The 12,549-nt window shown below is 42.7% G+C and carries 14 protein-coding genes; 13 read left to right on the top strand and 1 reads right to left on the bottom strand.

Translation table 11 applies throughout. The annotated features are described in order from the left end of the window. The first annotated feature begins 26 nt into the window (after window positions 1-26). From WH214_RS00770 to WH214_RS00740, 7 genes are all read left to right on the top strand, one after another. Entirely contained in the window at window positions 27-272 is a 246-nt protein-coding gene (locus tag WH214_RS00770) for a SlyX family protein (RefSeq protein ID WP_004692513.1), read from the top strand. Between the two features lie 179 nt (window positions 273-451). Continuing rightward, a complete protein-coding gene (locus WH214_RS00765; protein WP_339421742.1) occupies window positions 452-1,441 on the top strand; it encodes a hypothetical protein in 990 nt (329 codons plus the stop codon). A 70-nt stretch (window positions 1,442-1,511) separates the two neighbouring features. Then, window positions 1,512-1,961 (top strand): ammonium transporter, encoded by a 450-nt coding sequence (locus tag WH214_RS00760; RefSeq protein WP_339421741.1) that lies wholly within the window; start codon window positions 1,512-1,514, stop codon window positions 1,959-1,961. Between the two features lie 36 nt (window positions 1,962-1,997). Then, a complete protein-coding gene (topA, locus tag WH214_RS00755) occupies window positions 1,998-4,640 on the top strand; it encodes a type I DNA topoisomerase (RefSeq protein WP_339992717.1) in 2,643 nt (880 codons plus the stop codon). Between the two features lie 96 nt (window positions 4,641-4,736). Further along, window positions 4,737-5,183 carry an NUDIX hydrolase gene (locus WH214_RS00750; protein ID WP_114836435.1) on the top strand — a complete coding sequence of 149 codons (447 nt, stop codon included), beginning with the start codon at window positions 4,737-4,739 and terminating at the stop codon, window positions 5,181-5,183. A 47-nt stretch (window positions 5,184-5,230) separates the two neighbouring features. Beyond that, window positions 5,231-5,989 (top strand): hypothetical protein, encoded by a 759-nt coding sequence (locus WH214_RS00745; protein WP_339421739.1) that lies wholly within the window; start codon window positions 5,231-5,233, stop codon window positions 5,987-5,989. Between the two features lie 119 nt (window positions 5,990-6,108). Next, window positions 6,109-6,678: an HdeD family acid-resistance protein gene (locus WH214_RS00740; protein WP_339421738.1), complete on the top strand. Its 570-nt coding sequence runs from the start codon at window positions 6,109-6,111 to the stop codon at window positions 6,676-6,678. An 84-nt stretch (window positions 6,679-6,762) separates the two neighbouring features. Here the strand turns inward: WH214_RS00740 and WH214_RS00735 are convergent, their stop codons facing one another. After that, on the bottom strand, window positions 6,763-7,212 hold the full coding sequence (locus WH214_RS00735; protein ID WP_234965250.1) for a carboxymuconolactone decarboxylase family protein: 450 nt from the start codon (window positions 7,210-7,212) through the stop codon (window positions 6,763-6,765). Between the two features lie 301 nt (window positions 7,213-7,513). On the opposite strand from WH214_RS00735, the gene WH214_RS00730 reads away from it, so the two are divergent. The 6 genes from WH214_RS00730 to WH214_RS00705 all read left to right on the top strand — a co-directional run bounded on the left by WH214_RS00730 (window position 7,514) and on the right by WH214_RS00705 (window position 12,537). After that, window positions 7,514-8,674, top strand: coding sequence for a glycerate kinase (locus WH214_RS00730; protein WP_339421737.1), 1,161 nt, complete (start codon window positions 7,514-7,516; stop codon window positions 8,672-8,674). A 149-nt stretch (window positions 8,675-8,823) separates the two neighbouring features. Continuing rightward, window positions 8,824-10,812: an ATP-dependent helicase gene (locus tag WH214_RS00725; protein WP_259233670.1), complete on the top strand. Its 1,989-nt coding sequence runs from the start codon at window positions 8,824-8,826 to the stop codon at window positions 10,810-10,812. Window positions 10,813-10,910: 98 nt separating this feature from the next. Then, a complete protein-coding gene (locus WH214_RS00720) occupies window positions 10,911-11,171 on the top strand; it encodes an RNA recognition motif domain-containing protein (protein ID WP_004692489.1) in 261 nt (86 codons plus the stop codon). A 40-nt stretch (window positions 11,172-11,211) separates the two neighbouring features. Further along, complete coding sequence (locus WH214_RS00715) at window positions 11,212-11,574, top strand: ASCH domain-containing protein (protein WP_171304155.1); 363 nt, start codon at window positions 11,212-11,214, stop codon at window positions 11,572-11,574. Between the two features lie 75 nt (window positions 11,575-11,649). Next, window positions 11,650-12,153: a DUF6586 family protein gene (locus WH214_RS00710; protein WP_004692488.1), complete on the top strand. Its 504-nt coding sequence runs from the start codon at window positions 11,650-11,652 to the stop codon at window positions 12,151-12,153. Window positions 12,154-12,258: 105 nt separating this feature from the next. After that, window positions 12,259-12,537 carry a hypothetical protein gene (locus tag WH214_RS00705; protein ID WP_004692486.1) on the top strand — a complete coding sequence of 93 codons (279 nt, stop codon included), beginning with the start codon at window positions 12,259-12,261 and terminating at the stop codon, window positions 12,535-12,537. Window positions 12,538-12,549: the final 12 nt, after the last annotated feature.

The following is a 12,549-nucleotide window of genomic DNA, read 5'->3' as shown; positions in this document are numbered from 1 at the left end:
TGAAAAATCTCAAATGAGGACTTGAAGTGTCTAAACAACAAAATATTGATAATCAAGCGCCATTGTCCGCACCCATTGAAGATTTGCAAGTCCGAATTGCATTTTTAGATGATTTAGTTGAACAGCTCAATGAACAATTGGTGATTCAAGGGCTGGAAATTGCTGATTTAAAAAAACAAATGCAAATTTTGTATCAACGTGTTGAATCTTCAGATTTGTCTGATGGAATTGCAACATTTGACCCGATGGCCGATCGTCCACCACATTATTAAGTTCATTTGCTGTCTGGGGCTAAAAAATGCTGTGATGTGGGGTGAAGATATTGCTGATCCTTCTCTCTTTTTTTGTTTTACCCAACTCAAAGCTCGATTTGACTGACGAAATCATTTGACCTTTGATGCAGTTCCTACTCTAATACCCGCTTTCTGGTGCATCCCATAAAAACTGTCCTATGACTCAAAAAGTTGTTCTTCTTGACCTTGAAAATAATGTTCCGACGGCCAAATTGTTGCGCGAGATTGTGGAGCATTATCCGACTTTGTATTTGTTTCATTGCCAAGGTCAATTTGAGTATGCATTGCAAGATTTGACGGAACTGGCTGCTTGGATCAGTAGTGGTCAAGTGGTGATTTTAGATACGCCCAAAGCCGAGCAAAAAGAGTTCGAATATGCCGTGGTGGTGGGGCAGTTAATGGCTTTGCTTGAGCCAGAAACGCAGGTTGAAATTATCTCTGCGGTCAATACAGCAGAAATACTTTTGGACTTAATGCAATCTTCGGATATTCAGAGCAATTTGATCCTCATTCAGTCTGAAACGTTACCAAGTCAACGTCATCTTCCCAGTTTAGACAGCATCAAAAATCAGCCTTATTTAAAAATGGTCAAAAAATATTGTGATGCTTTGGGGAAAATGTCAGGTAAGCCGAACACATTGGACGGTCTAAAAAATTCAATAAGTAATATTTTGCAACTCGTACCTGAAAAGACGCAGCGGGTAGTGGGGATGTTGATTAATCTCAAAATCATCAAACGCTATGATGAGCGGATTCGCTTTCGTAAAAAAGTGTTGAAGCAGTGGTTGGCACTGAATTTAGATGAACAAGACCCAGTGTCACAGCCGCAAAGCATGCAACAAGCGCTACAGCAACTGCAAAAAGACAGTGTCGTGGATAAGCTTGAACCAACTGCAGATACGCAGTCCGCGCAACAAGAGTTGTTTAAAGACTTTGCACAGATTGACCCTGTACAGCTTGAGGTCGCACGAAAACTACGCGAGTTAAAAACCAATAAACCCAAAGATATCTATGCACTACGTGATTTGCTTGAGCAAATGTTTCCGAAGTCAGATGTACGTATGTTACTGAAAGAGTTACTCGATAAAGGCTATATTTACTGGAATGGACATGAAGTTCTATATAGTCATGAAATGTTCTTAAATTAATTTTATCGTTCAAACTTGCGTTTTATATTGTGCTTATGCAACTCTAATAAAGGAATAAAAAGGTTGTGCTATGGAAAATACTGGAATTTGGGTTGTCGGATTTATCATCTTATTCATCCTCGGCTCGATTTTTGGACTTCGTGTAAGTCCAAGAGAGAAAGCTTTAGGTGAAATGCGTGATAAAGCGCGCAAGATGTGTTTACACCCGCGTTTAGTCGCAGCACCTGACTGGACGAAAATACCAATGGCTTCGGAAAACCGTGCCAGCATGGTGGCGTACTACAGTGTCCTGATTCCAGAAGCACGCCTACCTTTAATGCGCGCTCGCGTTGTTGATCAACAGCTTGAACTCATTACAGGTGATGACAAGTTTAAACATTTACCCATTGAATTAAAGGGTATTTATGCTATTGATATGCAAGCAAACTGCGTGGGACTCTATTGGGATGAGCATTCTGACTTAAGAGCAACCCAGTTAGATGCCATGAAAGCATATTTACAGTCTTTGGCTGAACTTTAATTTTACAGACCCATTGAAACAGGATTAACGGTTAATATGGCGAAAGCTCCTCGGTCCACATCCAAAAGTACTACAGCAGATTCTCCTGAGGCTGGGAAAAAGCGTGCTTTAGTGATTGTGGAGTCGCCTGCAAAAGCGAAAACAATCAATAAATATTTAGGCTCGAATTACATTGTGAAGTCGTCTGTGGGTCACGTGCGTGATTTACCTACAGGTGGTTCTAGTAAGACTGCAGAAAAGAAGCCAGCAACACGAACCAAACTGACCGATGCTCAGAAAGCTGAAAAAGCACAAAATGCACTGGTCAATCGTATGGGGGTTGATCCTGAGCATGACTGGAAAGCACATTATGAAGTGCTTCCAGGCAAAGAGCATGTGGTTGCTGAACTGAAAAAGCTTGCTTCGCAAGTTGACGAGGTCTATCTCGCAACGGACTTGGACCGTGAAGGGGAAGCGATTGCTTGGCATTTAAAAGAAGTGATTGGTGGCGATGACTCACGTTATCAACGTGTGGTGTTCAACGAAATTACCAAAAATGCCATTCAAGATGCATTTAAGCATCCAGCACGCCTTGATATCGATAAAGTTAATGCGCAACAAGCACGCCGCTTTTTAGACCGCGTCGTCGGCTTTATGATTTCGCCCTTACTTTGGGAAAAAATTGCCCGTGGCTTATCGGCAGGTCGTGTTGAGTCTGTCGCAGTTAAACTGGTGGTTGAGCGTGAGCGTGAAATTCGTGCGTTTATTCCCGAAGAATACTGGCAAGTTTTTGCAGACACCAAGTCACAGACCGATGAGATTCGTTTAGAAGCCGTCAAACAAGCAGGTAAAGCCTTAAAGCTACGCAATAAAGCCGATACCGATGCTTTACTGAAGCTCATTAAAGACACAGATTACAAAGTTTCAGCACGTGAAGATAAACCAACCAAGGTGAATCCGAGCGCGCCGTATATCACCTCGACTTTACAACAAGCCGCTAGTACACGTCTGGGTTTCTCTGTGAAGAAAACCATGATGTTGGCGCAGCGTTTGTATGAAGCGGGTTTTATTACTTATATGCGTACAGACTCGACCTTTTTGAGTGACGATGCGGTGAATATGGTACGTCATCATATTGAGACCGAGTTTGGTGCGAAATATCTGCCTGCTAAGCCGAACCGCTATGGTAACAAAGCGGGTGCACAAGAAGCCCACGAAGCGATTCGTCCATCGAATGTGGCGTTAAAAGGCGACAGCTTGGTGGGGGTGGAACGTGATGCACAGCGTTTGTATGATTTGATCTGGCGTCAATTCGTCGCGTGTCAAATGACACCAGCAGAATACTTGTCATCGACTATTTTAGTGGATGCCAACGGTGTTGAGCTTAAAGCCAAAGGTCGTACCTTAGTCTTTGACGGTTTCACTAAAGTCCGTGGCCAAAACAAGTCAGATGATGATGTGTTATTGCCTGCGGTGAAAGTTGGTGAAATCCTGACGCTTGAAAAATTGGATCCATCGCAACACTTTACCAAGCCACCTGCACGTTTTACTGAAGCATCATTGGTGAAAGAGCTTGAGAAAAAGGGCATTGGTCGTCCGTCGACCTATGCGGCGATTATCTCGACCATTCAAGACCGTGGTTATGTCAAACTCGAGAACCGCCGTCTGTATGCAGAAAAAATGGGTGAAATTGTTACTGATCGTTTAGATGAAAGTTTCAATAACCTCATGAACTATGACTTTACCGCGGACTTAGAAGGTCAGCTCGATAAAGTGGCCGATGGTGAACGCAATTGGAAAGAGTTGCTCGACAGCTTCTATGGCGACTTTAAAAAACGCCTGACCAATGCGCAAGGTGAAGGCGGTATGCGCCGCAATCAACCAGTAGAGGTGGAAGCGGTACACTGTAAAGAATGCGACCGTCCAATGCAGATTCGTACGGGAACCACAGGTGTATTCTTAGGGTGCTCTGGCTATAACTTACCGCCGAAAGAGCGTTGTAAAGGCACGTTGAACTTAACGCCTGTTGAATCACTTGCCGCACTTTCTGATGATGACGCAGCAGAAACAGCAGATTTGATGTCGAAAAAACGCTGTCCAATCTGTGAAACTGCGATGGACAGTTATGTGATCGATGGTGGTCGTAAGCTACATGTCTGTGGTAATAACCCAGATTGTGCGGGTTTTGAACTTGAAGAAGGTGAGTTCAAAATCAAAGGTTATGATGGCCCAACCATTCCATGTGATAAGTGCGATGGGGAAATGCAGCTGAAGACGGGTCGTTTTGGACCTTATTTTGCTTGCTCAAGCTGTGATAACACACGTAAAGTCTTAAAAAGTGGTCAGCCTGCACCTCCGCGTGTAGACCCGATTAAGATGGAACATTTACGTTCAACTAAGCATGATGACTTTTTTGTATTACGTGATGGGGCGGCTGGTTTATTCTTGGCGGCAAGTAAGTTCCCGAAAGTACGTGAAACACGTGCACCTAAAGTTTCGGAACTTCGTAGTGTTGCCGATCAGCTCGATCCGAAGTATCAGTTTATTTTGCAAGCACCTGATGTTGACCCTGAAGGGAATCCAACTTTGGTGAAATTTAGCCGTAAGAATCAAGCGCAATATATTGGTTCTGAAACGCCTGAAGGTAAGCAAACCAAGTGGTCATTGGTGTTCAATGATGGAAAATGGGTTGAAGCTTAAGTTTTAATTGCTTAGAAATAATCAGGAAATGCTCACTTTGGTGGGCATTTTTTATATGATGCACATCTATAAATAAAAAAAGATTCTGGTTAATGTATGATTCCTATTCGCTCTGTTGTTGTATCCGCAGTTTTACTGTCAAAAATTGAGAGTGAAATTAAACTGTTATTGATGAAGCGTGTTAAAGGTGATTATTGGTGCCATGTCGCAGGAAAGGTTGAAGAAAATGAGACCGCCAGCCAAGCGATACTTCGCGAAATCAAAGAAGAAACAGCCATTCAGCCTCAACGTTTATTTAGTGCAGATTACATCGAGCAGTTTTATGAGCCAAGCTTGAATGTGATTGAAATGATTCCCGCATTTGTTGGCTTCTGTGCTGAAAACCAATCTGTTCTATTGAATCATGAGCATACTGAATATCGGTGGTGCAGCTTATCTGAAGCTAAAACTTTGGCTGTATTTTCAAATCAAAGAAAATTATACGACTTTATTTGGGAAAACTTTGTATTACAACAACCTATAATACATTTAGAAATTACGTAATGTGCTGATCATTGTGATAAAAAATTATTAAAAATTGGGGATCAAAGATGTGGAAAAAACTTCGTATTTTAATCTTGCTGCTGATTTTATTGGTGGTTGCTTTGAATGCTTATCGGGATCAGAACCAAGATTGGAGTAAGCCCATTATTGTATTACTACATCCAGTTAATGCAGATGGGCAAGGCACAACTCAGCAATATATACAGCAATTGACGCCTGCGAACTTAAAAGGGGTACAAGGTTATTTAGAGCAGATGTCTGCGACATATCGCGGCCAACCGATTGCGATTTATTTCCAACTTGGGCGCGAACTTAAACAGCTACCGCCGAAAGTGCCTGAGCAAGCAAGTTTATTGGATACGGTCTTGTGGAGTTTAAAGTTCCGTTATTATGCATGGAAAAACCATCAAAGTTCAGATGGTTCACCAGCCGTTACTTTGTATTTAAACTATTATGACCCTGCACTGACCAAAGAACTGAAACACTCGACAGCTTTGCAAAAAGGTAGGATCGGTTCGGTGAATTTATTTGCTTCGACCAAGCAAACTGAGCAAAACAAAGTCGTGCTTACACATGAGCTTTTACATGCCTTTGGTGCTAGTGATAAATACGACTTAGCCACAGGACAGCCGATGTATCCTGCGGGTTATGCTTACCCAAATCAACAGCCGCTGTTTCCTCAAGCCAAAGCTGAATTAATGGCCGGGCACATTCCAACTTCACAAACACAGAGTAAAATGCCTGAGTCGATTGATGAAACATTGGTGAATGAGATCACTGCGATTGAAATTGGGTGGAAAAAGTAACTGTGGATAATGCTAGGTTTATCCACAGCGTGGATTGATTGTGTGGATAAACTCAAGCCTACAAGTTCGCTGCAAAACATGTTAAAACTAAGTGAACGAAAATCAAACTTGAGAAGAAAATGAAAACAGTCGGTAATGATTTAGTTCGCCATCAACTCCATGAAAATCGTAAATGGTATTTGGGTTTAGGGATTTTATTGGTGTTGTTTGGTTTCGTTCTTTTGGCCGCTTTGCCTTTTGCCACCTTATCCGTAGTGTTTATCTTTGGCGTGCTGATGATGATAGGTGGTGTTCTACACTTCATCGCAGCCTTTAAAATTTTTGAGGGTGGCTTCCGCTGGTTATGGGCATTGTTTGGTGTGTTGTATTTGGTCGCAGGCTATTACGCATTTACTACACCTGTGAAAACAGCCATTGTCTTAACCAGTGTTTTAGCGGTTTTCCTGATTATTGCTGGGGTAATTCGTATCTTTAATGCGATATTATTTCGAACATTCCAAGGTTGGGGTTGGACACTTTTTTCTGGTGTTTTAACTCTACTGGCCGGCATTATGATTTTAACCACGCCAGATGCCCCATTTTGGGTACTGGGCTTATTCCTTGCTTTTGATATTTTATTTCAAGGGATTAATTATCTTACTCTAGCGGCAGCCATTAAGCAGATTCCACCAGCAAGCCAATCTAAATAAAGCATTCTTAAAAAATAAAAGGGAGCCTCTGCAGGCTCCCTTTTTTCGTGCGGTTTATATCACTTGCAAAGCTGAATGGCAGGTTTACGGATTGACGGCATATTGACTGGAAATCGCAATACGATTCCACGTATTAATCACAATTGCGATCCATTCAATAGCGGCAACTTCTGCATCGGATAAACTTTTTGCTGCTTCTTGATACGCCGAATCGGGGAAATGCTGCTGGGCAATGAGTGTAATTTCTTCAATTAAAATTAGCGCAGCGCGTTCTTTTTCGGAAAAATATCCACTTTCTTGCCATGCACTGATGAGGGCAATTCGTTCCATTGATTCACCTGCTTTTATGGCATCTTGTGTATGCATACGCACACAGAATGCACATTGGTTAATCTGTGAGGCTTTTAGTTTTAGCAAGTGTGAAAACCCAATCTCAAGACCTGCTTGTTGGATTTTTTGCATGGATAAATTTTCGAGTTCTAATACTGTTTTATACAGTTCAGGTGCGACTTTTCCCAAGTTGATACGTTGCATACACCACCTATTTTTTAAGAGCCTTGAATGTTTGGTAATGATTTTATCGGCTAATTGATTCGTACTTTGTTTAATTTATGCATTAAAACCAAATGGACTATGGTGGCCATTTTGGTGACGCGTACAGTAAAATTCAGAGATGGCTAAAATTAAAAAATCATTGAGGTTATTTTGACTTTATCGAGATGTATACAACTTCAATCATAACGAAGTGTATCAAGGACAATGAAAAGAGAAAAATGCGGGCGGGAAATTTATAAATCGTGTTATTAATAAATTAAATTTTCTAAAAAAATTATGGATGATGACAACTTTTATTTTAGCGCCCGATTCATTCAAAGAAAGTATGACAGCAGAACAGGCCTGTGCGGCGATGCAGCGTGGAATTCAAAACATAATCCCTGATGCTGTATGTATACATGTGCCTATGGCCGATGGCGGCGAAGGCACAGTCGATGCTTTATTAACATCTTTAGCTGGCCAAAAAGTCGAATGTGAGGTGACAGGGCCCTTGCCATCACAACGAGTGAAAACGTATTGGGGTTTATTTGATGGCGGGCAAACGGCTGTTATTGAAATGGCCAAAGCCAATGGTATTCATCTGCTTGAGCCCGCACAGCGAAAACCATTGCTGACCACAACTTTGGGAACGGGGCAAATGATTCGGCATGCATTGGATCTAGGCGTGTCCAAAATCATTTTGGCTCTTGGAGGCAGTGTCACTAATGATGCAGGTAGTGGTATGGCACAGGCGCTTGGAGTACGCTTTTTAGATGCACAAGGGCGGGACGTGCCCGTTGGTGGTGGTCATTTACGAGATATTAAACGGATTGATATGCAGGCTTTAGCCCCACGCTTGCAAAAGATTCAAGTTTTAATTGCCTCCGATGTCACTAATCCGCTATGTGGAGCACAGGGTGCATCGCATGTGTTTGGCCCGCAAAAAGGGGCGAGCGCAGAGATGGTTGAGCAGTTGGATCAAAACTTGAGTCACTTTGCGGATGTGGTGGAAACACAGCTTAATCTACAGGTACGTAATATTGCGGGGGCAGGCGCCGCAGGAGGGCTAGGTTTTGGTCTAATGGCCTTTACAGGCGCTAAGCTTCAGTCTGGCGCGAAGTGGGTGATTGAGCAAACTCAACTGGCGGAGAAAATAAAGCAAGCCGATTATGTCTTTACTGGTGAAGGAAGTATCGACTTCCAAACCAAGTTTGGCAAAACGCCGTGGGCAGTGGCTCAGTTAGCCAAGCAGTTGAATAAACCAGTGATTGCCTTTGCTGGACGTGTCGGAGAGGATGTTGAGGCATTATTTGATGAAGGGTTTAGTCAAATTGTTTCGATCAATGAACCTGACTGTGATTTAGCAACAGCATTGAAAAACGCAGAGCAGAATTTGCAAAACAGTTGTGAGGACATCACTCGACTTTTGCTTTTAAATCATACTGAGCAAGGTGAGTTTTAATTTTTTGAGGCAGTAAGCGGTTCGAGCATAAGGTCTGGACCATAGATCTGAAGGTGTATTTCAGACAGAAATGGATAATCATTGCTGGAGCCTCATATTGACGTCATAGATTTGTTAGACTAGTAGCATCCACGAATTGATGAGTGATTATGAGTTTAGCCAGCCTAATTGATGAATTAAACCCGCAACAAAAACAAGCTGCCACGACTGAGTCGCAACACAGTCTGGTGCTCGCAGGGGCTGGCTGTGGCAAGACGAAAACCATTGTGGCACGTGCTGCATACTTGATTGATCAAGGGATTCCTGCCAACCAAATTCAGATTTTAACCTTTACTCGTCGTTCAGCCAGTGAGATCGTGGCGCGAGTGGAGCTGGCTTTAGGTGAGCAGGCAAAAGGATTGCGCGCTTCCACTTTTCATACTTTTTGTATGTATCTACTGCGCCGTGTACCGAAGGCCTTTGGTTTAGAGCAGTTTTCAATTATTGATCGTGATGATCAGCTGATGATGTTCCGCCTGATTCGTGGGAAAGATGACAAGAAAAATCCCAATCAGCTGCCTAAACCGCAAGAACTGTGTGATCTGTATTCTTTTGCACGCAATACGCGTCAAAAGTTGAGTGATGCCTTAGAAAAACAGCATCCTGAGCATTTGGCTTTTAAAGATCAAATTGCGGAAATCATGAAAGAGTACGAGACACGAAAACGTGCGCGTAGTTTTTTAGATTATGACGATATTCTGGCGATCGTGGCCTCAGCACTCGACCAGTCAGAAGGTTTAGCCGACTATGTGGCATCGCTCTGCAAACACATGTTGGTTGATGAAATGCAGGACACCAATCCTTTGCAGTGGGCGTTGCTTGAGCCCCTTAAAGACAAAGTGAGCCTGTTTTGTGTCGGTGATGATGCACAGTCGATTTATGGTTTCCGTGGGGCAGATTTTGAAAATATTCACCATTTTAAAGACCGTGTGCCGAATGCTCAGGTGTTTAAATTGGAGCAAAATTATCGTTCAACCCAAGAAATTTTAGACCTCTCCAATTGGCTGCTCGATCAATCTGAGATTCAATATAACAAACGCCTAGATGCTCATCGGGGTGAGGGCGTGAAGCCTCGCATGCACATTTTCCCAAATGAGTTTGATGAAGCAAAATGGATTGCGATCGACATTAAAGAGCGCCATTACTTACAAGGCAGTATATGGTCGGATCATATGGTTTTGGTCCGTTCTAGCTTTGCAGCACGGCATATTGAGGCGGCGTGTATTGCGGCCAATGTCCCCTATCGCTTTATTGGGGGTATGAAACTGCTTGAAACCGCGCATGTGAAAGATTTACTGAGCTTGCTGCGCGTGATTGCCAACCCTCTAGATGATATTGCATGGATGCGTTTTCTCACCCTGTGGAATGGGGTGGGAGATGTGGGGGCAAGCCGTCTTGCTCAGCAACTTTTACTGGAGCCTGAGTTTGATTTGATTTTTGATAAATTAGAGAAATTTGGGCGAATTCCAGCTGAAACTGTGCTGATCATGAAGCAAATGACGGTACTGAAACAGGAGGTACAGGCTTGTGTCAGTTTGGGTATTCAGGCGATTGAAGCACAATTGGCAGAAAATTATAAAAAAGACTGGAACCGCCGCCAAGGGGATTTTGAACTGGTCAAACAATTGGCGTCTAAACATACCCAGTTGAGTGAGTTCCTAGAGGAATATGTGCTTGATCCTGTGTCGATTTCGGAAATTGAACGCCAGTCCGATAGCGATGTCGTCACTCTGATTACCATTCACTCGGCCAAAGGTACAGAGCAAAAGGTCTGTTATGTGGTCAATGTCACTCCGGGGCAATATCCGCATGCCCGTGCCCAAGGTGATTTTAATGATGTCGAAGAAGAGCGTCGGGTCTTATATGTGGCGCTGACCCGGGCTCAGAATGAGCTGATTTTAACCAAGCAAAATTTAAGTCTATGGGCGCGAGACGTGATTGATGAGCAAGGGCGCAAAGTCGAAAGTTATTTTTTGAATGATCTGACGCGAAATTTGTGTAGCATGGAAACCCATCATAAGCCTCGTCAGCAAACGGTAAAGAGTGCTTTAATTGAGCGCCAATCGATTAATTTAGATTTTGGGATTAATCTCGATTAAACTAAACAGATTACATTGTGGTATTTGTTGTGCAATGTTCAGAAAGTAGCGTAGGCGATTGCTTTTTGATGATTTTGCCTATTTTTGAAGGTTGTAAGATGAAAATTTTAGTTCGTAATTTAGAGCGTACAGTGGCTGAAGCTGAACTGCTTGAATTATTTAAGCAATATGGCACAGTTGCATCATGTAATTTAATCCTTGATGCAGCAACAGGTAAATCGAAAGGTTTTGCTTTTGTTGAAATGCCGCATGCACGTGAAGCAATTAAAGCCATTAAAGGGCTTAATACACTACGTTTACATGGCACTGGAATTCGCGTCAAACAGGCGGAAGATAAGCCTGAGAAGCCAGAAGCATAAATAAAAAGGAGCAATTGATGCTCCTTTTTTATGGGATAAAATGAAAAAAATCTATCCAGCTTTATCGATTGTTGCGCCGATGGGACGACAAATCTCTCAAGGAAATAAAACCTTAGAGATCCGTTCTTGGCGACCAGAGCAATGGCCACTCAAAGATTTGATTATTGTGGAAAATAAGCACTATTTAACCCACGAGGACGATGAAGAGTTGGGGTATGCTGTTGCTATGGTTGATGTTGATTCGATTCACTCATGGAGAGAAGATGAGCTTGATTCGGCGATGGCATCATATTGGGAAGAGGGATATTGGGCTTGGGTACTCACAAATGTGCGTCCCATGCATATTTCTATGCCTGTCATAGCAAAAAGAAAGATTTATTTTATTGAAATAGATCATGCATAATTTTTATTATGCACTGCTGTATAGAAAGATTACTCTTAGAATTGTTATAAACGCCAAAACTTAGGAACACCCTTCATGACTCGTGTTGCCCGTTACCATGCTGATCGCACTAACCAAAAACTCTACTTTGCTCGACTTTCATGTCAACAAGCAGAACAAATTGATCATGTGCAACAAGCTCAGGCTTACCGTGAGGCTGCTGTGTTTCACTTGCATGGCGCGGTGCTTGCATTTCTACAAGAGTTGGTCCGTTACTACCGCTTAAATGACTTAAACCCAACGTTGAAGTCTATAGAAGAGCATATGGCAGCTAAGGGCCAAGTCTCGCCTGAAGTGACTGTAATGCAACAACTGTCGAAAGAAGGTTTCATTGCCGAGTTAAAACGTGCTTATCGCTTGTGTCAGTATGCGCCAGAGCCGAGTACACCTGAACCTGAGTCAGAAACTTCATCGAATCTGATCATCAAAGTAACTCAAACCCCTCAGGCATGGTTACCCGATACCAAAATATTACGCGAGTGGCATAGAGACTTAACGGCGTTGATTGATGGCTTTCGGAATGAGATGGTTGAATTCTAAAAGCGATGACCAGCGCTTGAAGTTTGAAAATTTGTCCTTATATCAATAAGTCTAAGCGAAGCAAAGTGCAACTGCCTTTGCCACCATGTTGAACATGGAGGAAATATGTCTATAGAACAATTGAAAGAATTATTTGGAAATCAAGAAGCCATTTTAGAATTGGTTCAACTTGAAGGTGGTGAGCTCGCACTACGTAACGCAGGTTCGGAGAGTGCACCCTTAGTCACGATCCAATTTAATGAAGAGCTTAAAGCATTATTGGGCGACCAGACAACAGTCGTTGCTCAGCAGATGGTGCAAGCGGCTTTATACGGCTTACTTGAAAAACAAGTAGGCGAGTGGCAAGCGGAAGTGGTGGATGAAAAGCCACAGTTCTTCAGCTAAGTCGAATAAGAA

Origin of the sequence: Acinetobacter sp. MYb191, from assembly GCF_037572605.1 — a bacterium.
Lineage (GTDB): Bacteria > Pseudomonadota > Gammaproteobacteria > Pseudomonadales > Moraxellaceae > Acinetobacter > Acinetobacter johnsonii.
This window is presented reverse-complemented; position numbering and strand designations above follow the sequence as displayed.